The sequence below is a fragment of the Micromonospora sp. NPDC050980 genome (genome assembly GCF_040653835.1).
GTDB lineage: Bacteria > Actinomycetota > Actinomycetes > Mycobacteriales > Micromonosporaceae > Micromonospora.
Window position 1 is genome coordinate 150,053 of the sequence record NZ_JBFAGS010000008.1, and the last position, 19,243, is coordinate 169,295.

A 19,243-nucleotide genomic window follows, 5' to 3' on the forward strand; every position below is an offset into this window, starting at 1 on the left:
CTTCCTAGAATCCGAGGTACGCGTGCCGGAGTTGGTCGTCGTCGCGCAGCCGGGCGGCCGGCGCGGCGGTCACCACCCGGCCGAGTGCCATGACGATGCCCTGGTCGGCCACCCAGAGCGCGGTGCGGACGTTCTGTTCGACCAGCAGCACGGTCAGCCCCCGCTCGTCGCGCAGCCGCCGCAGCAGCGCCATGATCTGCGCGGTCACCTTGGGCGCCAGGCCGAGCGACGGCTCGTCGAGCAGCAGCAGCCGGGGTCGGGCGATCAGCGCCCGGCCGATCGCGAGCATCTGCCGTTCCCCGCCGGAGAGCTGATGGCCGGCGTGGTCGCGGCGGTGGGCCAGGGGCGGGAACAACTCGTACACCTCGTCCTGCGCGCGCCGGGCGTCGACCCGGTCGCGGCGCCACAGCCCGCCCAGGCGCAGGTTCTCCGCCACGGTCAGCTCGGTCACCACGCCGCGCCCCTCCGGCACGTGTGCCAGGCCGCGCCGGACCAGGTGTTCCACCCGGACGCCGCGCAGGTCCTCCCCCGCAAAGCGGATCCGGCCGCCGCTGGGCCGCAGCAGACCCGAGAGGGTGCGCAGCAGCGTGGTCTTCCCGGCGCCGTTGGCGCCGAGCACGGCGGTGACCGTGCCGGCCGGAACGGTGAACGTGACGTCGCGCAGCACCGGCACCGGGCCGTAGCCGCAGCTGAGCGCCTCGACCTCCAGCACCGCGGTCACGACGTGCTCCCATGCGGCTCGGTGGGCACGTCGGCGCCGAGGTATGCCTCGGTGACGCGCGGGTCGTCCCGGACGCGCTCCGGCGGGCCGGCGGCGATCACTTGACCGAAGTCGAGCACCACCAGGTCGTGGCAGACGGACATGACCAGGTCCATGTGGTGCTCCACGAGCAGCACGGCGCATCCGTCGTCGCGCTCGGGCAGCGCGCGGACCAGGCCGGCCAGCTCGGCCACGTCGTCGGCACCGAGGCCGCCGGCCGGTTCGTCGAGCAGCAGCAGCCGGGGCCGGGCGATCAGCGCCCGGGCCAGCGCCACCCGTTTGCGTACCGGATAGGGCAGGGCGGCCGGGGCGGCGTCGGCGTGCCTGTCGATGCCCAGCTCGGCGAGGAGGTCGAGGGCGCGGGCGCGCAGCCGCCGCTCGTCGCGGTCGCTGCCGGGCAGGCCGAACAGCGCGGCGGCGAACCCGGCCCGGGCGGTGTGGCTCGCGCCGGCCACCACGTTCTCCAGCACGGTCAGGCCGGCGAACAGGCCGACGCCCTGAAGGGTGCGGGCGATGCCGAGCCGGGTGAGCCGGTGCGGGCGGGGCCGCAGCGGCCGGCCGTCGAGCGTGAGCGAGCCGCCGGTCGGCCGGACGAAGCCGCAGACCACGTTGAACAGCGTGGTCTTGCCGGCCCCGTTCGGGCCGATCACGCCGACGACGCGGCCGGGCGGCACGCGCAGCGAGACGTCGTCGAGGGCGACCAGGCCGCCGAAGCGCACGCCGACGTGGTGCAGCGCCAGGCCGGGGGCGTCGGTGTCGGCGGGGGCGGGGGCGGCCGGTGGGCTCATCGTCACCTCGGGGCGGTCGACGGAGCGCGGAAAAACTATTTACACCGGGAGTGTACTTTTCTCGATCGCCGCGTCAATGCCGCGGCGACTCCGGCATCCGGTCCCGGGCCCGGGCGAGGAACGCCCGCTCCGCCGCGTTCGCGGTGCCGGCGATCGCCGCCTCGTACGCGACCCGGGCCTCGGCCGGCCGGTCGAGTCGGCGCAGCAGGTCGGCCCGGACGGCGTGCCACACGTGGTAGCCGGCCAGGTCCAACCGGGTGCTTCACGGTTTGCTCCTCGTCGACTGCGGCGGCCCGGTGCCGCCCTCCACCTTTCACACCAACGGCGGATGCCGGTTTCGACACGCCGGGGGTGCGGATTTCCGGCCGGGATCGGGGTATGCCGGTGCGTGCGCGGGCGGCGGGTGATCGTGGTGGGGGCGGGGTTCTCCGGCCTGGCCTGCGCGCTCGCCCTGCACGCGGCCGGCGCCGAGGCGCTGCTGCTGGAGGCCCGGGACCGGGTGGGCGGCCGGACGCTGAGCCGCCCGCTGCCCGGCGGCGGCTGGCTCGACCTCGGCGCGCAGTGGATCGGCCCGACCCAGGACCGGATGTACGCGCTGGTCGCCGCGTACGGCCTGGAGACGTTCCCGTCGCCGGCGCACGGCGCGCCGACGCGGCTGTTGGCCGGGCGGCCGGGCGCGGACGAGCCGGCCGGGCTGGCCGGGCTGCTCGGCGCGCTGGACGAACTGGCCGCCGGGGTCGACCCCGGTGCGCCGTGGCGGGCCGCCGGGGCGGCGGAGTGGGACCGCACCACGCTCGGCGCCTGGCTCGACGCCACCGCGGGCGACCCGGTCTGTGCGCGCTACGCCGGCCGTCTGCTCGCCGGTGGCCTGCTGGCCGCCGCGCCGGACGAGGTGTCGGTGTTACAGATGCTGTTCTACCTGCGCAGCGGCGGTGGCACCGGTTCGCTGCTCGGCATGGCCGGCGGCGCCCAGCAGGACCGGATCGTCGGTGGGCCGGCGGCGCTGGCGCGGCGGATGGCCGCCGCGCTGCCGCCGGAGCGGCTGCGCCTGGGCGCGCCGGTGGACGCGATCGCCCAGGACGCCGCCGGGGTGCGGGTCCGCGCCGGTGACGAGGTGCACGCCGGCGACGCGGCGGTGGTCGCGCTGGCCCCGGCGCTGGCCGGCCGGATCCGCTACGACCCGCCGTTGCCGGCGCTGCGCGACGGGCTTACCCAACGGATGCCGATGGGCGCGGCGTTGAAGGTGCACGCGCGCTACCCGGAGCCGTTCTGGCGGGCCGACGGCCGCTCGGGGGTGGCCACCACGGACACCGGGCCGCTCACCGAGACGGTGGACAACTCGCTGCCGGGGCTGCCGGGCGGGGTGCTCACCGGGTTCAGCTACGGCGCGCAGGCGCGGGCGCTGCGCCGGCTGCCGGACGCCGCGCGCCGCGCCGCGCTGCGGGACGCGCTGGTCGCGCTGTTCGGCCCGGCCGCCGCCGAGCCCGAGGATCTCGCCGAGTACGACTGGTCGGCCGATCCGTGGACCCGGGGCTGCTTCTCCGGCTTTTTCACCCCCGGCTCGTGGTGCGACTACGGGCCCGAGCTGCGGGTGCCGGTGGGCCGGCTGCACTGGGCCGGGACGGAGACCGCTACCCGGTGGAGCGGCTACCTGGAGGGTGCGGTGACCGCCGGCGAGCGCGCCGCCGGTGCGGCGCTCGCCGCGCTCGGCTGAGCAGCCGCGCCTCAAAGAAAATCTTCGATGTATCTATTGAAAAGTTTCTCCACTCTGTGACCTAATGTTGACAGTTCCTTTCGTCGCACTCCCGCCGCCGACGCGCGGCAACCCCCAGGGAGGAAACATGCACCGTCTCCTGCGATCGGCGCTGCGCGCGGGTGGCGCCGCCGCGCTCGCCGCCGTCACCGCCGCCGCGGCGGCCCTGATCGGCGCGGCCCCCGCCCACGCCGCCCCGGGCGGCCTGCCCGGCATGGACGTCTCCGGCTACCAGGGCAACGTGAACTGGTCCACCGCCTGGGCCAACGGCGCCCGGTTCGCCTACGTCAAGGCGACCGAGGGCACCTACTACACCAACCCGTACTTCGCCCAGCAGTACAACGGCTCCTACAACGTCGGGATGATCCGCGGGTCCTACCACTTCGCCCGCCCGGACACCACCACCGGCGCCACCCAGGCCAACTACTTCGTCGACCACGGCGGCGGCTGGTCGAAGGACGGCCGGACGCTGCCTGGCGCGCTCGACATCGAGTACAACCCGTACGGCGCCACCTGCTACGGGCTGAGCCAGGCGTCGATGCGCAACTGGATCGCCTCGTTCGTCAACCAGTACCACGCCCGCACCGGCCGGTGGGCCACCATCTACACCACCACCGACTGGTGGAGCACCTGCACCGGCAACACGTCGCAGTTCGCCGCCAACAACCCACTGTGGATCGCCCGCTACGCCGGCAGCGTCGGCACGCTGCCGGCCGGCTGGGGCACGTACTCGTTCTGGCAGTGGTCCTCCTCCGGCGTCTTCCCCGGCGACCAGAACGTCTGGAACGGCACCCTGGACCGGCTCCGCGTGCTGGCCTGCAACGGCCCCTGCTGACCCACCGGACGGGGCGGGCCCCGGCGGCCCGCCCCACCGCCGTGTCCGAACCGACGAGGAGGCCCCGATGTCCGTTCCCCTTCCCCGGCGAGCCGTGCTGCGCGGCGCGGTCCTGCTCGGCGCCACCGCGCTCACCCAGGCCAGTGCCGGCGGCGACGCCCGGGCCGCCGCGGCCCGGGTCGACCAGCCGACCATCGCCAACTGCGCGACCTGGGGCGCCCGCCCGCCCTCGTCGCCGGTGAGCGTGGTGCAGAGCCGGCCCAACAAGATCATCATTCATCACACCGCGTTCCCGAACACCACCGACTACAGCCGGGCCCAGGCCTACCGCAACTCCCGCGACATCCAGAACCTGCACATGGACTCCAACGGCTGGCTCGACTCCGGCCAGCACTTCACCAACAGCCGCGGCGGCTACCTCACCGAGGGCCGGCACGGCAGCCTCTACGGGCTGCTGCACGGGCAGAGCATGGTGCAGGGCGCGCACTGCGTCGGGCAGAACAGCCAGGCCATCGGCATCGAGAACGACGGCATCTACCTCGACGTGCAGCCGCCGCAGGCGCTCTGGAACAGCCTGGTCTGGTTCTGCGCCTTCACCTGCCAGCAGTACGGCATCGCGCCGACCGAGATCTACGGGCACAAGGACTTCAACTCCACCCAGTGCCCCGGCCTGCTGCACGACCGACTGCCCGAGCTGCGGAGCACCGTCGCCGCCCGCCTCGGCGGCTGAGATGTAAGGCGGGGCCCCTTCTTAACGCATTCGGTAGAGGAAGGGGCCCCGCTCAACTCAACGGACCGGGTGCGCCGGACGTCAGGCGTCGCGCCATCAGCCCGCCGGCACCCGCTCGGTGGCCCGGTTCCGCCGGCCGGGCCGCCACCGGTTGGCCCGGCCGACCGAGAACGGCTTCGTCACGTGGTCGTCGCCGCCCCAGGTCAGTCCGGCGATCTTGTCCCGCGGCGGGTCCCGGCCGGACCCGAGGGGTAACGTGCTGCGGCGTGACCGCGTACTCGCACTGCTCGTTCTGCGGCGCGGCCTACCCGGCGCACGCCGGGTGGCCGCGGGTCTGCCCCGCCTGCGGGGAGACGGTGTGGCGCAACCCGGTGCCGGTCGCGGTGGCGGTGCTGCCGGTCCGCACGCCGGAGGGCGTCGGTGTGGTGGCCGTCCGCCGCGACATCGAACCGGCCCGTGGCCGGCTCGCGCTGCCCGGTGGCTTCGTCGAGTACGGCGAGGAGTGGTCCGAGGCGCTGGTGCGTGAGTTGCGCGAGGAGACCGGGCTGCACGCCGAGGCCGGCGACGCGCGGCTGTTCGCGGTGCACGGCGCCCCGGCCGGCGGCACCATGATGATCTTCGGGGTGCTGCCCGAGCGGCTGGCCGGCGACCTGCCGCCGTCCGCGCCGACCGAGGAGGCCACCGAGTGGCTGGTGCTCACCGAGCCGGTCGAGTTGGCGTTCTCCACGCACACCCGGGCGCTCGCCGACTTCCTCGCCACGCAGCGGCAGGGCTGACCGGGCATGGCGGGGTCGGTTCAGCGGTGGTGAGCCGACCGCTACGACGCCGTGGTGGCGCTTTCGATCACGGCGGGCTGACGGTCAGGTAGGCCGCCGGCACGGCGTCGGTCAGCCACACCCGGTGGCGCAGCGCCGGCGACATCGGCTTGCTCACCCGGACCAGGTCACGGTGTTCCACCCTGACAGCGTGGGCGCTCGGCCCGGCCTCGTCGACCGAATTGAGCGGGTCAACGGTCGGCGGCCGGTCCCCCGGCGTCGGCCAGGTAGCCGGACGCCTGCAACTCGAACAGCTCCCGGTAGAGCCCGTCGGAGGCCATCAGCGTGTCGTGGTCGCCGTGCTGCACCAGCCGACCGTGGTCCAGCACGAAGATCCGGTCGGCGTGCCGGACGTTTGCCAACCGGTGGGTGATCAGCACGACCGCCCGGTCCGGGTGCCGACGCAGGTGTTGAAAGAGCCCGTGCTCGGCCCGCGCGTCCAGCGCCGCGGAGGGCTCGTCGCAGATCAGCAGCCGGGCGTCGCGATACAGCCCGCGCGCGGCCACCAGCCGCTGCCACTGCCCGCCGGAGAGGTCCTGGCCGTCCTTGAACTGCCGGTCCAGCAACGTGTCGTACCCGAACGGCAGCTCGCTGATCATCTCGTGCGCCGCGGCTTCCCGGGCGGCGGTCTCCACGCTCGGACCGGCCCGGCCGGCCCGGTCGTGGCGACCCACCCGGATGTTCTGCCCGGCGGTGAACGGGAACCGCCACCAGTCCTGGCTCATCACCGCGACCTGGGCGGCGACCTGCCTCGGGTCGAGGTCGGTGGCGTCCACCCCGTCCCAGCGGACGCTGCCGCCGGTGGGCCGGTAGAGGCCGGCGATCAGCTTGGCCAACGTGGTCTTGCCGGAGCCGTTCTCCCCCACCAGCGCGACCACCTCGCCGCGTCGGAACGTCAGGCTGACCTCGTCGACGGCCGCGCCGTCGGTGTCCGGGTAGCGCAGGCTGACCCGGTCGAGGTCGATGCGGTCGAACCCGTCGACCGGCCGCTCGCCCCCGGTCGGGATCCGCCGGCCGGCACGATCGAGGAAGTCGCGGTAGTCCTGGTAGTAGAGGGCGTCCTCGTAGAGCGAGTTGGTCGCGAAGATCGCCGTGCGCAGACTGCCGCGCGCGGCCTGGAGGGCGAGCAGCGCGGTGGCCGCCGCCGCGAGCGCGACCACGCCGGTGAGCAGCAGGCCGCCGAGCACCAGGTAGAGCCCGAACGTGGCGAGCCCGGTGACGGTGAGGCCGACGGCCCGGGTGATCATCTGGGCCCGGGCCAGGCGCAGCTCGGCCCGCGTTTCCAGGCGCGTCATCAGCCGGAATTCCGAGAGCAGGAAGTCCCGCATCTGGTAGGCGCGGATCTCGGCCGCGGTGTGCCGGTTGGCCATCAGGTCGCCGAGCATCCACTTGCGCCGGCGCCTGGTGATCCGGGCGAGCCAGTCGACGCGCTGCCGGCGGGCCATCCGCACCGCCGTCACCGCCTCCGGAGCGGCGGCGACCAGCAGGCAGGGCAGCAGCAGCGGGTGGATGATGGTCACCGCCGCGGCGGTGGCCACCACCCCCACCACGCCGGTGACCAGGTTGACCGTGTCGTTGACCAGGGATCCCGCCTCCGCCACCCCGCGGTCGCGGGCGCGGTCCATCTCCTCGGCGAAGCCGGCGTCGTCGAAGGCCGCCAGCTCGACCTGCGAGGTCGTCTCGAACAGCCGCTGCTCGACCGTGTAGTTGATCTGCGGGATGAGCCGGGCCTGCGCCCACCCGGCGGCGACGGTGAGCGCGCCCCGGGCGGTGACGGCCGCCGCGGCCAGGGCCAGCGCGGGCAGCGCGGCCCGGACCCGGTTCGGGGTCGGCCCGGCCGCGAAGAGCTGCTGGAGCACCCCGGTGGTGGCGAGCAGGCCGAGCGTGGTGAGCACACCGGCGGCGACGTTGAGGCCGAGCGACGCCGCGGTGTCCCGGCGACTGCTCGACCAGGCCAGGCTGATCGCCTCGCGGACCAGCTCGGGCAGCCGCCGCGCCACCGACCAGAAACCGGTGTCGGCCAGCTCGGTCGCCCGGTGCATCCAGTGCGGATCGACCAGCTCGGGCAGCGCCGGCTCGTCGGCCGAGTCGACGGGGTCGGATGCGGAACGCGGATGAACCACCCCGGCCATGACACCTCCTGCGTGCGGTCGAGCAGCAGGATCCTACTGTCGGCGACGATCCGGTGTCAGCCGGTGATCGGCGTGTCGAACACGTGTCCCAACCACGTGTCGCCGCGCCGCCGCCCCGCACGCCCAGCGGGTGGGCGACGTCGGGTCGCGTCGCGACGACCGGCTCCGGGTGGCAGGCTAGTGGGGTCGCCGGCAAATGCCGACCGCCCGTCGTGAAGGAGAAGATCGACCCGATGGCTGTGGACGTCACCACCACTGACGAATGGCAGGCGCTGCGCAAGCACGCCGAGGCGATGCGCGGCACCCACCTGCGTGAACTCTTCGCCGCCGACGGGCAGCGCGGCGAACGGCTCACCGGCGAGGTCGCCGACCTGCACGTGGACTACAGCAAGAACCTCGTCACCGACGAGACGGTCGCGCTGCTCACCGCGCTCGCCGAGCGGGTCGGCCTGGCGAAGCGGATCGCGGCGATGTTCGCCGGGCGGCACATCAACCTCACCGAGGACCGCGCGGTGCTGCACACCGCGCTGCGCCTGCCCCGCGACGCCTCGCTCGACGTGGACGGCCAGGACGTCGTCGCCGACGTGCACGCCGTGCTGGACCGGATGGCGGCGTTCGCCGAGCGGGTGCGCTCCGGCACGTGGCGCGGCCACACCGGCGAGCGGATCACCACCGTGGTCAACATCGGCATCGGCGGCTCCGACCTGGGGCCGGTGATGGCGTACGAGGCGTTGAAGGCCTACCGGGACGCGGGGATCGCCTGCCGGTTCGTGTCCAACATCGACCCGACCGACATCCACGACAAGACCACCGACCTGGACCCGGCGAGCACCCTGTTCGTGGTGGTCTCGAAGACGTTCTCCACCCAGGAGACGCTGGCCAACGCCGACCAGGCGCGGCGCTGGCTGCTCGCCGGGCTGGACGCCGACGACGACGCCGTCGCCCGGCACTTCGTCGCGGTCAGCACCAACGAGCAGCGGGTCCGCGACTTCGGCATCGACCCGGAGAACATGTTCGGCTTCTGGGACTGGGTGGGCGGGCGCTACTCGCTGCCGTCGGCGGTCGGGTTGTCGGTGATGCTGGCCATCGGCCCGGACCGGTTCCGCGAGATGCTGGCCGGCTACCACGCCGTCGACGAGCACTTCCGCGCCACGCCGGTCGAGCGCAACGTGCCGGCGCTGCTCGGCCTGCTCAACGTCTGGTACACCGACTTCCTCGGCGCGGAGACGCACGCCGTGCTGCCGTACGCGCAGTATCTGCACCGGTTCCCGGCCTACCTCCAGCAGCTCACCATGGAGAGCAACGGCAAGTCGACCCGTGTCGACGGATCCCCGGTGACCTGCCCGACCGGGGAGATCTTCTGGGGCGAGCCCGGCACCAACGGGCAGCACGCCTTCTACCAGCTCATCCACCAGGGCACCCGGCTGGTCCCGGCGGACTTCATCGCGTTCAGCCGGCCCAACCACGACCTGGGCGACATGCACGACCTGTTCATGTCGAACTTCTTCGCCCAGACCGCCGCGCTGGCCTTCGGGCGGACCCGGGAGCAGGTGGAGGCCGAGGGCACCGCGGCCGAGGTGGTGCCGCACCGGGTGATGGCCGGCAACCACCCGAGCACCTCGATCCTCGCGCCGAAGCTCACCCCGGCGACGCTGGGCCAGCTGATCGCGCTCTACGAGCACATCGTCTTCACCGAGGCCGCGGTCTGGGACATCAACGCCTTCGACCAGTGGGGTGTGGAGTTGGGCAAGGTGATGGCCAACCAGCTCGCCCCGAAGCTCACCGGCCCGGAGGCGGACCTGGCCGACGTGGACACGTCCACCGCGGAGCTGATCCGCCGCTACCGCGCCGAGCGCGGCCGGAACTGACCGCCATCGGTGACGCCCGCGCCGTCGACCGCGCGGGCGTCACCGTCGCCTCCCGGAACCGCCCGCCCCGGTTCGCCGGGAGCGCCGGCCGTGGGTCAGGGACGCAGCAGGTCGGCGTGGGCGGCGCGGAGCCGGGTGAGCGCCGGATCTCCGGCCGGCGCGCGCCGATCCAGCTCGGCCCACGCCTCGGCGAGCGCGTCGGTCAGCGCGCGCAGCTCGGCGGCGTGCCGCCGCCCGGACTGGCGGTGCAGCTCCTCCAGGCGGCGGGCCCAGCCGGCGCTGACGGCGGCGACCCGGTCGGCGTCGGCACGGGCCTGGGCCGCGGTGCGGGCCGCCGAAGCGGGCACGATGGCGGCGATCGGACGCGGGTCGCCGTCGCGGGTGACCACGGTGACGGTGTCGGTCAGCTCGGCGAGGGTGACGAGTTGGGTGAGCCGGGTGCGGACCTCGCGCAGCGGCAGGGCGCGCGGCTGGGGGGACCGGTCGGCCAGTGCGGGGACAGCCATGGACACATGTTGACGTCCGGGTACGACAAGAAGGTCGCTCAGGCCGTCCACTCCGGCGCCAGCACCGACCAGACCTCCATGTCGGCCCGGCCCTCGGGGGTCGGCGCGGCACCCCGGAGCACCCCGTCGCGGCGCATGCCGAGCCGCCGGGCCACCGCGACGCTGCGCTCGTTGCCGGCCCGGGTCACCCACTCGACGCGATGGATGCCGCGCTCCCGCACCGCCCAGTCGACGACCACCCGGGCGGCCCGGGTGACCAGGCCCTGACCCTGGGCGTCCGCCTCCAGCCAGCAGCCGGCCTCGCACACCCCGCGGGCGGTGCTCAGCGACACCAGCAGCACTCCCCCGACGAGCGTGCCGCGCTGCCAGATGCCCCAGATCCCGCCGTCGTCGCGGGCCCACCGGTCGGCGTACGCCTGGAGGACCCGGCGGGCCGACCCGGCGTCGGTGGCGACGAACGACGCGCCGACCCAGGGCCTGATGTGCTCCCGGCAGCGGTCGAGGTTGGCGAGGAACTCGTCGGCGTGCCAGGGCTGCAAGGGCCGCAGCTCGGCGTCGTCGGTCAGGGCGATCGCGAACATCCGTGCACCGTACCGGTCGGGCGAGCCGTCCCGCCCGCCGATTCCGCCGGTCACGGTCGCATCTCGTACGCCCCGGCCAGCTCGACCACCCGCTGCCAGACGCGGGCCGTGCGGTCGGCGTCCACCACCGGGCGGCGCACGTGGGCGAGCGCCCAGGCGGCCTGCTCGTCGGTGGCGGCGGGCTTGCCGTGCAGTTCGGTGGCGTAGCCGGAGAAGTCCCGCACCAGGAGGTCGAAGATCTGGTCCAGCAGGTTCGCGTCGAGGTCGGTCGCCTCGGCCTGCTCCAGGATGAGGTGGCCGTAGACCACGAGCGCGAAGAGCTGGCCGATGGTGAGCAGGAAGTCCAGGTCGCGCTGCTGTGTCTCGTCCGGCGCGTGCGCGGCGAGCAGTGCGAGCAGGCCGTCGGCCTGCTCCCGGAACCGGGCCACGTTCGGCACCCGGGCGTGCGCGTCGTAGGCGGCGCGCCAGTCGTGGAAGCGGATCGCGCCGAGGCCGCGGGCCGGGCCCTGCCGGAACAGGAACTCGTCGTCGGCGGCGTCGCGCCGGGTCGGCACCGCCGGGTACGGCTGCGGCCGGAACAGGTAGTTCGGCATGAACTTGAGGATCAGGGCGAGGTTGACGTGCACCGTGCCCTCCAGCTTCGGCAGGCCGCGGATGTCCTTGGCGGCCTTGTCGAAGTAGGTGTCGGCCTCGAAACCCTTGGCGGCGATGACGTCCCAGAGCAGGTCGACCACCTTCTCGCCCTCGGTGGTGACCTTCATCTTGGTCATCGGGTTGAACAGCAGGTAGCGGCGGTCGTCCGGGCCGGCCGAGCGGAAGTAGTCGACCGCCCGGTCGCTGAACAGCTTCATCGCCACCAGGCGGGCGTACGCGTCGGTCAGCTCGCGCCGCACGTGCGGGAAGTCGGTGACCCGCCGGCCGTAGAGCACCCGGCCGTGGGCGTGGGTGACCGCCTCGTACATGGCGTGCTCGCAGATGCCGATGGACGCGGTGCAGAGGTTAAACTTGCCGACGTTGACCGTGTTCAGCGCGGCGTCGAAGGCGGCCGGTCCGGTGTGCAACACGTCGTGCGCCCGCACCGGGTAGTCCTCCAGCCGGAACTCGGAGACGTACATCTGGGCGTTGACCACGTTGCGGACCAGCCGGTAGGCGGGGTGGCGGCTGTCGGCGGCGAAGAACACGTACCCCTCGGGGCCCTCGACGTCGGCGCGCCGGCCGAAGACGGAGACCAGCCCGGCGATGTTGCCGTTGCCGATGTAGTACTTGCCGCCGGTGGCCCGGAAGCCGCCTTCGCCGTCGGGGGTGAGCAGCATGCCGGTGGCGTAGATGTCGGCGCCGTGCGGCCGTTCGGAGAGGCCGAAGGCCATCACGTGGCCCTGGTCGAGCAGTTCGGCGGCGCGGGCCCGGGCGGCGGCGTTCCCGCTCTGCCACACGGGTCCGAGGCCGAGCACGGTGACCTGCCAGGTGTACCAGTAGCCGAGGCCGTAGAAGCCGAGGATCTCGCTGAGCGCGGCGTTGCGGGCGGTGTCCCAGCGCTTGTCCTTGTCGTCCGCGCCGTCGGCGGACGGGGTGAGGAAGGTGGCGAAGAGGCGTTCCCGGGCGGCGAAGGCGAGGAAGTCGGCGTACCACTCGCGCTCGTGGTAGCTGTCGACCAGGGCGCGTTTGCCGCGGGTCTCGAACCAGTCGATGGTGGCGCGCAGCAGCCGCCGGGAGGTGTCATCGAGGTCGGCGGGGTCGTAGTGGTGCGGGTGGAACAGCAGCGGGTCGCTCACGCGGCGGGCCTTTCCGGGTCGGGGTCGAGGGCGCGGAGGGTGGCCAGGACGTCGTCCAGCCAGGCCAGCACCATCCGCTCGTACGCGATGCCGCCGCGCAGCACGACGTGCTGCAACGCCGCCCGGGCGTCGGGGGCGGCGGGGCCGGCGAAGTCGCGGCGTTCGCCGGCCAGGTAGCCGGCGAGGACGGCCTCGTGGTCGGCGCGGTAACGCTCGACCTCGGCGACCAGGGTGGCGCGGCCGGCGACGTCGTCGAACGCGGCGCCGCGGATCTTGACGGCCAGGTCGTGCCGGACCGCCTCGGGGCGCACCGGGGCGTGCAGCCAGCCGACCAGCGCGGCCCGGCCGGCCGGGGTGACCGACCAGACCTTCTTGTCGGGCAGGCTTTCCTGGCCGACAAGGACTCCGGTGATCCGCCGGTCGTCGGCCATCTGCTTGAGCACGCGATAGATCTGCTGGTGGGTGGCGGTCCAGAAGCGCCCGATCGAGCGGTCGAAGCGGCGGGCCAGCTCGTAGCCGGAGGCGGGTTGCTCCAGCAGCGAGACGAGGATGGCGTGCTCCAGGGACATGCCGGCCATCTTGCTATGCACTTTGTTGCATAGCAAGCCCGGGAGGATCAGCCCTTCACCGCGCCGATCAGCACCCCCTTGATGAAGTGCCGCTGGATGAACGGGTAGACCGCGACGATCGGCGCGACGGTCAGCACCACCACCGCCATCTTGATCGCCTCGGTCGGTGGCATGGTCACCCCGGTGGTGCCGCCCGAGGTGTGCGGCGCCTGCCCGGCCAGCAGATAGCTCTGGAGCACCCGCTGGATGGGATACCTGTCGTTGCGGTCGATGAACAGCAGCGCGTCGAACCAGACGTTCCAGTAGCTGACCGCGTAGAAGAGGCCGACCACGGCGATCACCGCCCGGGACAACGGCAGCACGATCCGACCCAACGTGCGGAAGTCGCTGGCCCCGTCGATGCGGGCGCTGTCCAGCAGTTCCTGCGGGATGCCCTGGAAGAAGCCGCGCACCACGACGAGGTTGAACACGCTGATCGCCGGCGGCAGGACCAGCGCCCAGATGGTGTCCTTGAGGCCCAGCCCGGTGACCACCAGATAGCGGGGCACCAGCGGCGGATAGACCAGGAACGGGATCAGGAAGTACGCCAGCAGCCAGCGGTGACCGACCGAACCCGGCCGGGACAGCCCGTACGCCGCCAGCACGGTGGCGGTCAACGCGATCGCGGTGCCGCAGACGGTGACCAGGGTGCTGATCCACAGCGCCCGGGTGACCGCGCCGCCGGCCAGGATGGTCTGGTAGGCGGAGGTGTCGATGCCCTTCGGCACGACCACCAGGCCGCCGGCGTCGGCGATGGTCTGCCGGGAGGAGAGGCTGGTCACCAGCACCACCCAGAGCGGGAAGAGCACGCCGAGCACCAGCAGGGTGAGCAGGAGCGCCTTGAGCCCCTGGCCGAGAGGGGTCGGCGGCTCCTCCCAGACCGGGCGACGGGGTCGCGCGCCGGGTGGCCGGCGGATGGTCGCGGTCATCACTTCGAGTAGATCCCTCGTTCGCCGAGCAGGTGCGCCACCCGGTTCGCGGCCAGGATCAGCACGAGGCCGACGACGGCCTTGAACAGGCCGGCCGCCGCGCCGTAGCCGTAGTTCCCGGTGGCGATGGAGAAGTGGTAGACGAAGGTGTCGAGCACCTCGGCGACCTGCCGGCCGACGGCGTCGCGTTGCAGCAGGAACTGCTCGAAGCCGACCGAGAGCGCGTCGCCGAGGCGCAGAATGAGCAGCAGCACGATGACCGGGCGCAGGCCGGGCAGGGTGATGTGCCACAGCCGCCGCCACCGCCCGGCGCCGTCCGCGGCGGCGGCCTCGTAGAGGTGCTGGTCGATGGTGGACAGCGCGGCCAGGAACACGATGGTGCCCCAGCCCACGTCCTTCCACACCGCTTCGGCGGTGACCAGGACGATGAACGTGTCCGGGTTGGTCATCACGTGCCACGGCTGCATGCCGGCGTCGCGCATGGTCTGCGCCAGCAGCCCGGCGCCACCGAGCATGGCGACGAAGAAGCTGACCACCAGCACCCAGCTGAAGAAGTGCGGCAGGTAGACGACGGTCTGGACGAACCCGCGCAGCCGGCTGGAGAGCAGGTTGTGCAGCATGACCGCCAGCAGGATCGGCAGCGGGAAGAAGAACACGAGCTGGAACGCGGTGATGGCCAGGGTGTTGCGGAACGCGTCCCAGAAGGCCGGGTCGTCGAAGAGGAGCTGGAACTGGCCGAAGCCGATCCAGTTGCTGTGCGCGAACGCCGCCCACGGGCTGTCGCCCAGGTAGGGGTTGTAGTCCTGGAACGCGATGACGTTGCCGGCGATCGGCAGGTAGCTGAAGACCAGCAGCACGACGAAGCCGGGCGTCACCATGGCCAGCAGTTGCCAGTCGCGGCGCAGCCGGCTGCCCAGCGGCACCCGGCGACGGCGGGGCGCGCGCTCCGGCGGGGCCGGGTCGCCGGGTCGGGCCCGTCCGGGCCCGACCACGACGGCCGGCTCGCTCACTTGGCCGCCTTGGGCAGCGAGTCGGCGAGCAGCTTGCGGGCTTCCTCCCCGCCGTTGGTCTTCCACTCGGCGACGATGGCGTCCACGTCGCTGAGCGGACGCCGGCCACGCAGCACGTCGGTGAACTTGTCCTCGGTCGGCACCTGGCTGGCCTTGTAGGCGGCCGGCATCTCCAGCTTCACCCCGGCCCAGGGGTCCTTCTCCAGGAACTTCACCATCTGGTTGGAGTAGTTCAGCACGTCCGGCACGTAGCGGGGGGTCTCCGGGAACGGCCCGATGGTGGGGTTACGGCCGCTGATGAAGAAGTATTGGTTGGCGATCTCCTTGAACGCCAGGTCGGTCTTGACCGGCCCGTTCGGCGACGCGGTGTGGTGCTTGCCCGCGACGCCGAAGTCGCGGAGCTGGGCCTCCTGGCTACCCAGCGGCGCGGAACACCAGTTGATGATGCGCAGCAGCTCCTGGACGCGGTCCTTGCCGAGGCCCTTCTTGACGAAGGTGAAGGAGATCGGTTTGTCCCCGCCCCAGACCAGCGGGTCGCCACCGGTGGCGGAGAAGATCGGCACCGGCTGGATGTTCAACCTCGGGTTGGTCTTCTGGTGCTCGGCCTGGGCGCCCTGCCAGAAGCCGACGCCGTCCTGCTTGAACACGATCGCGCCGTTCTTGGCGAACAACTGCTTGGCGTCGGCGCCCTTGCTGGCCACCACGTCGGGGTGGACCAGGCCGTCGGAGTAGACCTTCGCCATCACCTCGAGTGCCTGGCGGAACTCCGGCGTCTCGTACTTGAACTCCGGCGTCCCGTCGGAGCGCAGCCGCCAGCCACCGTTGGAGCCGGGCACCCGGTGGAACATCTGGATCATGGCGAAGACGTCGTCGAACGCCCACACCCTGCGGGCCGGGTCGGTGACCTGCTTGGCGGTGGACAGCAGCTCGTCCAGGTTGGCCGGCAGCCCGAGGCCGCGCGCGTCGAGCAGGTCCTTGCGGGCGAACAGCGCCCAGGGGAACGGCCCGTCGGTGGGGTTGGGCACCGCCATCAGCCGCTCGTTCCAGACCGCTTCGCGCCAGGCGCCGGTCGGGAAGCTGGCCAGCATCGGGTACGCGTTCGCGGCGTCGCCCTTGAGGTGGTCGGTGAGGTCCTCGAAGAGCACCTTGATCGCCTCGGCGAAGCGCGGGATCTTCTCCACCTCCCACCCCGGCACGCACAGCAGCTCCGGCACGTCGCGGGCGCCGAACATGGCGTTGAGCTTGTCGGCGTAGGTGTTGCCGTCCTGGATGGTGAAGTTGACCGGCGTGCCCAGCTCGGCGTTGACGGCCTGCAGGTAGGCGCTCTGCGCGACGCCGGGCGGCGCGGGGCCCCAGGCGGGCGTCATCGCGGTGACCTGCTTGCCGCTGGTGCCCGGCTTGTCGGTGATGGCGTCGATCAGGTTCGCCGGGTAGCTGGTGTAGCCGTCGGGCACCGGGCGGGTGCCGACGATGTCGGGCTTGACGCCGCCGGTCAGCTCCTTGTGGGTGGGCAGCACGCCGGAGACGGCGTCGAGCTGCTGGGCGGCGCCGGAGCCGGCCGGCTTCTCGGAACAGGCGGCGAGCAGCGGGCCGGCGGTGGTGGCGGCCACGCCGAGGCCCACCAGGCCGAGGAAGTGGCGGCGGGAGGAGCCCGGTTCGGGGTGGTGCACGCTCATCGGTCCCCCTTTCGGAGGGATGCACGGAGGAGTATTCGTATGGATGGTCAACAAACTAATCTCGACCGTGAGCTTGCACAAGAGCGAACCGGACAGCGCCGGTCAGGCCTGACAGCGCTCGGAGAGCGCGTAGCGGGTCAGCACCACGTCGCCGATCTGGCGCACCTCGACCACCCGGGCCCGTCGCCCCGGGTGCCAGGGGAAGCGACCCTCCCCCACGAACCGCGGCGCCCGCCCGTCGCCCACGAAGAACGGGGCGACCACCAGGTGCAGCTCGTCGGCGAGGCCGGCGGTGAGGAACTGGCAGTGCACCGTGCCGCCGCCCTCGACCATCAGCCGGCCGACCCCGCGCCCGGCCAGGTCCGCGACGACCGCCTCCGGCGTGGCCGGCTCGCCGGCGTCGACCACCGTCGCCACCGCGCCGACCTGCTCCCGGGCCTTCTCCACCACGCCGCTCGGGCAGTAGACCAGCTTGGGCCCGGCACCGGCGCGGAAGAACCGGGCCCTCGGGTCGAGATCACCACTGCCGGTGACCGTCACCTTCACCGGTGACGGGGGCAGCCCCCGGGCCACCCGCTCGGCCCGCCGCCGCTCGCTGCGCACCAGCAGCCGCGGATCGTCCCGGCGGACCGTGGCCGCGCCCACCATGATCGCGTCGCACCCGGCCCGCGTCGCGTCGACCCGGTCCAGGTCGTCGTCGTTCGAGAGCAGCAGCCGCTCGGTCGTCGCGTCGTCGATGTAACCGTCGATCGACATCGCGCAGCTCAGCAGCACGTACGGGCGGGTGGTCACGGCACGAACGGCAGGTCGAGGGCGTGGTCGGCCCGACTGACCTTGGCCGCCAGGTAGTCGGCGTTCGCCGGGGACAGGTGCACGCCGGTGACCACCCGGTCGGCCACCGTGACGCCGAGGCGTTCGAGCTGGGCCGCCTTGTCCGGATTGTTGCTGAGCAGCGCGACCCGGTCCACGCCCAGCGCGGCGAGCATCTGCGCGGCCACCGTGTAGTCCCGTTCGTCGGCGCCCCGGCCCAGCGCCAGGTTCGCCTCGTAGGTGTCCAGGCCGCCGTCCTGCAGCGCGTACGCGTCGAGCTTGGCGTAGAGGCCGATGCCCCGGCCCTCCTGACGCAGGTAGAGCAGGTAGCCGCCGGCGTCGGCGATCCGCTCGACCGCCTCGCGCAGTTGCGGGCCGCAGTCGCAGCGCTGGCTGCCGAACACGTCGCCGGTGAGGCACTCGCTGTGCGGACGCACCAACGGCGGATCGGCCGCCCCGTGCTCACCCAGGCCGAACGCCAGGTGCTCGCGACCGTCCACCAGGCCGTGGAAGGTGTGCACCAGGGCGGTGGTCACGTAACCGTCGGGGAACCGAAGCGGGACCGTGACCCGGGTCCGGACCGTCGCGGTGGGCAGGGTTTCGTCCATGGTTCTCCTCCGTCCGGTCACCGGGGAAACCCCCGGCGACACACACCTCGCACCCTCACCGTAGGCGGGATCACCGACAGTTGCCGGGCTCCCGCCGGGGCAGCCGACGCGCCAGCAGCACCACCGCGCCGGGCAGGCTGGCCACCAGGACCAGCACGCCGTAGACCGTGCCGGTGGCCACCCCCTGCGCCGCGGTCAGGCCGGCCGCCGCGAACGCCCAGGCCGCCACCCCCTCGCGCGGCCCGAAGCCGCCCACGTTGAGCGGCAGGGCCATGGCCAGCAGGGCGAGCAGGGTCAGCGGCAGCAGGCGGGACAGCGGGGCGTCGGCCCCCGCGGTGCGGGCGGCCACCATGAAGGTGACCAGGTGGCCGCCGAACACCACGGCGGAGGCGATCACCACACCGGCCCAGGTGCGGCGGCCCAGCAGCCCGCAGCGGACATCGGCGACGGCGGTCCGGGCCGCCCGGGCCAGGCGGGACGCCCCGGAGCGCGGCACCGCGCGGGCGGCCAGCGCCAGCGCCAGCGCGACCACCGCGGCGGCGGCGGCCAGCGCCGGCAGGTACCGCCGCACCGGTGACGGGAACGCGGCCAGCACCGCCACCGCGATGACCACCTGCACCACCTGCCCGGCGGTGCGCTCCCACACCACGGCGCGCACCCCCCGGGCCAGGTCCCCGGCGTCCCGGCCGTGCCGCACCGCCCGGTGCACGTCACCGAGCACCCCGCCGGGCAGGGTGGAGTTGAGGAAGACCGCCCGGTAGCAGTGCGCCACGGCCGAGCGCATCGGCAGCCGTACGCCCAGCCCGCCGGCGACCAGCGACCAGCGCCAGGCGCAGCACACCGTGGTGATCGCGCCGATGCCCAGCGCGGCGGCGAGCGCCGGCGCGTCGATCAGCCGCAGCCCGGCCAGGAACGGGCCGGCACCCACGGTGGCGACCAGCGCCGCGAGCACGGCCAGCCCGGCCGCCGGTCGCGCCCAGGTCCGCGCCACCCGGCTCCACCGCCGGCCGACCCGCCCGGCGGCCGGAACGGGCGGGCCGACCCGCCCGGACCGGGCCGTCG

At 73.2% G+C, this 19,243-nt stretch carries 19 protein-coding genes; 5 read left to right on the top strand and 14 right to left on the bottom strand.

Annotation, left to right across the window (positions count from 1 at the left end; translation table 11 throughout):
* Positions 1-4: 4 nt before the first annotated feature.
* From AB0H28_RS15320 to AB0H28_RS15330, 3 genes are all read right to left on the bottom strand, one after another.
* Complete coding sequence (locus AB0H28_RS15320) at positions 5-721, bottom strand: ABC transporter ATP-binding protein (RefSeq protein ID WP_358039447.1); 717 nt, start codon at positions 719-721, stop codon at positions 5-7.
* Positions 718-1,548, bottom strand: coding sequence for an ABC transporter ATP-binding protein (locus AB0H28_RS15325; protein ID WP_358039450.1), 831 nt, complete (start codon positions 1,546-1,548; stop codon positions 718-720). Before AB0H28_RS15325 ends, AB0H28_RS15320 begins: the two co-directional genes overlap by 4 nt.
* Positions 1,549-1,621: 73 nt before the next feature.
* Positions 1,622-1,801, bottom strand: a complete 180-nt coding sequence (locus AB0H28_RS15330; RefSeq protein ID WP_358039453.1) for a hypothetical protein — start codon at positions 1,799-1,801, stop codon at positions 1,622-1,624.
* A gap of 135 nt (positions 1,802-1,936) precedes the next feature.
* Here AB0H28_RS15330 and AB0H28_RS15335 point away from each other — a divergent pair, with 135 nt between their 5' ends.
* The 4 genes from AB0H28_RS15335 (at position 1,937) to AB0H28_RS15350 (ending at position 5,642) form a co-directional block, all read left to right on the top strand.
* Complete coding sequence (locus AB0H28_RS15335; RefSeq protein WP_358039456.1) at positions 1,937-3,262, top strand: FAD-dependent oxidoreductase; 1,326 nt, start codon at positions 1,937-1,939, stop codon at positions 3,260-3,262.
* Positions 3,263-3,389: 127 nt separating this feature from the next.
* Entirely contained in the window at positions 3,390-4,136 is a 747-nt protein-coding gene (locus AB0H28_RS15340; protein ID WP_358039459.1) for a lysozyme, read from the top strand.
* Positions 4,137-4,203: 67 nt separating this feature from the next.
* A complete protein-coding gene (locus AB0H28_RS15345) occupies positions 4,204-4,866 on the top strand; it encodes a peptidoglycan recognition family protein (RefSeq protein ID WP_358039462.1) in 663 nt (220 codons plus the stop codon).
* Positions 4,867-5,132: 266 nt separating this feature from the next.
* The gene (locus AB0H28_RS15350; protein ID WP_358039465.1) at positions 5,133-5,642 is read left to right on the top strand and encodes an NUDIX domain-containing protein; all 510 of its coding nucleotides are present in this window, start codon (positions 5,133-5,135) and stop codon (positions 5,640-5,642) included.
* A 230-nt stretch (positions 5,643-5,872) separates the two neighbouring features.
* Here AB0H28_RS15350 and AB0H28_RS15355 read toward each other — a convergent pair whose 3' ends face one another.
* A complete protein-coding gene (locus AB0H28_RS15355) occupies positions 5,873-7,813 on the bottom strand; it encodes an ABC transporter ATP-binding protein (RefSeq protein ID WP_358039468.1) in 1,941 nt (646 codons plus the stop codon).
* A gap of 233 nt (positions 7,814-8,046) precedes the next feature.
* On the opposite strand from AB0H28_RS15355, the gene pgi reads away from it, so the two are divergent.
* Positions 8,047-9,681, top strand: a complete 1,635-nt coding sequence (pgi, locus tag AB0H28_RS15360; protein ID WP_358039470.1) for a glucose-6-phosphate isomerase — start codon at positions 8,047-8,049, stop codon at positions 9,679-9,681.
* Between the two features lie 95 nt (positions 9,682-9,776).
* Here pgi and AB0H28_RS15365 read toward each other — a convergent pair whose 3' ends face one another.
* From AB0H28_RS15365 to AB0H28_RS15410, 10 genes are all read right to left on the bottom strand, one after another.
* Positions 9,777-10,187: a type II toxin-antitoxin system Phd/YefM family antitoxin gene (locus tag AB0H28_RS15365; RefSeq protein ID WP_358039473.1), complete on the bottom strand. Its 411-nt coding sequence runs from the start codon at positions 10,185-10,187 to the stop codon at positions 9,777-9,779.
* Between the two features lie 38 nt (positions 10,188-10,225).
* Positions 10,226-10,768, bottom strand: coding sequence for a GNAT family protein (locus AB0H28_RS15370; RefSeq protein ID WP_358039476.1), 543 nt, complete (start codon positions 10,766-10,768; stop codon positions 10,226-10,228).
* A gap of 50 nt (positions 10,769-10,818) precedes the next feature.
* Entirely contained in the window at positions 10,819-12,540 is a 1,722-nt protein-coding gene (locus AB0H28_RS15375) for an acyl-CoA dehydrogenase family protein (RefSeq protein WP_358039479.1), read from the bottom strand.
* Positions 12,537-13,109 (bottom strand): PadR family transcriptional regulator, encoded by a 573-nt coding sequence (locus AB0H28_RS15380; protein WP_358039482.1) that lies wholly within the window; start codon positions 13,107-13,109, stop codon positions 12,537-12,539. The genes AB0H28_RS15375 and AB0H28_RS15380 overlap by 4 nt, the downstream gene beginning before the upstream one ends.
* A 47-nt stretch (positions 13,110-13,156) precedes the next feature.
* Positions 13,157-14,077, bottom strand: coding sequence for a carbohydrate ABC transporter permease (locus AB0H28_RS15385; protein WP_358039485.1), 921 nt, complete (start codon positions 14,075-14,077; stop codon positions 13,157-13,159).
* Positions 14,077-15,087: an ABC transporter permease subunit gene (locus AB0H28_RS15390; protein WP_358039488.1), complete on the bottom strand. Its 1,011-nt coding sequence runs from the start codon at positions 15,085-15,087 to the stop codon at positions 14,077-14,079. Before AB0H28_RS15390 ends, AB0H28_RS15385 begins: the two co-directional genes overlap by 1 nt.
* Entirely contained in the window at positions 15,084-16,763 is a 1,680-nt protein-coding gene (locus AB0H28_RS15395; protein WP_358039491.1) for an extracellular solute-binding protein, read from the bottom strand. Before AB0H28_RS15395 ends, AB0H28_RS15390 begins: the two co-directional genes overlap by 4 nt.
* 102 nt (positions 16,764-16,865) lie before the next feature.
* Positions 16,866-17,555, bottom strand: a complete 690-nt coding sequence (locus tag AB0H28_RS15400) for a RibD family protein (protein ID WP_358039494.1) — start codon at positions 17,553-17,555, stop codon at positions 16,866-16,868.
* On the bottom strand, positions 17,552-18,181 hold the full coding sequence (ribA, locus tag AB0H28_RS15405) for a GTP cyclohydrolase II (protein WP_358039497.1): 630 nt from the start codon (positions 18,179-18,181) through the stop codon (positions 17,552-17,554). The genes AB0H28_RS15400 and ribA overlap by 4 nt, the downstream gene beginning before the upstream one ends.
* Before the next feature lie 70 nt (positions 18,182-18,251).
* Positions 18,252-19,172, bottom strand: a complete 921-nt coding sequence (locus AB0H28_RS15410) for a lysylphosphatidylglycerol synthase domain-containing protein (RefSeq protein ID WP_358039695.1) — start codon at positions 19,170-19,172, stop codon at positions 18,252-18,254.
* Positions 19,173-19,243: the final 71 nt, after the last annotated feature.

Bases quoted from the DNA above. Each gene is read 5' to 3' on its own strand.
- AB0H28_RS15340 (WP_358039459.1), top strand. From the start codon at position 3,390: ATGCACCGTCTCCTGCGATCGGCGCTGCGCGCGGGTGGCGCCGCCGCG.
- ribA (WP_358039497.1), bottom strand. From the start codon at position 18,181: ATGGACGAAACCCTGCCCACCGCGACGGTCCGGACCCGGGTCACGGTC.
- AB0H28_RS15395 (WP_358039491.1), bottom strand. From the start codon at position 16,763: ATGAGCGTGCACCACCCCGAACCGGGCTCCTCCCGCCGCCACTTCCTC.
- AB0H28_RS15325 (WP_358039450.1), bottom strand. From the start codon at position 1,548: ATGAGCCCACCGGCCGCCCCCGCCCCCGCCGACACCGACGCCCCCGGC.
- AB0H28_RS15365 (WP_358039473.1), bottom strand. From the start codon at position 10,187: ATGGCTGTCCCCGCACTGGCCGACCGGTCCCCCCAGCCGCGCGCCCTG.
- AB0H28_RS15355 (WP_358039468.1), bottom strand. From the start codon at position 7,813: ATGGCCGGGGTGGTTCATCCGCGTTCCGCATCCGACCCCGTCGACTCG.
- AB0H28_RS15370 (WP_358039476.1), bottom strand. From the start codon at position 10,768: ATGTTCGCGATCGCCCTGACCGACGACGCCGAGCTGCGGCCCTTGCAG.
- AB0H28_RS15345 (WP_358039462.1), top strand. From the start codon at position 4,204: ATGTCCGTTCCCCTTCCCCGGCGAGCCGTGCTGCGCGGCGCGGTCCTG.
- AB0H28_RS15385 (WP_358039485.1), bottom strand. From the start codon at position 14,077: ATGACCGCGACCATCCGCCGGCCACCCGGCGCGCGACCCCGTCGCCCG.
- pgi (WP_358039470.1), top strand. From the start codon at position 8,047: ATGGCTGTGGACGTCACCACCACTGACGAATGGCAGGCGCTGCGCAAG.
- AB0H28_RS15380 (WP_358039482.1), bottom strand. From the start codon at position 13,109: ATGTCCCTGGAGCACGCCATCCTCGTCTCGCTGCTGGAGCAACCCGCC.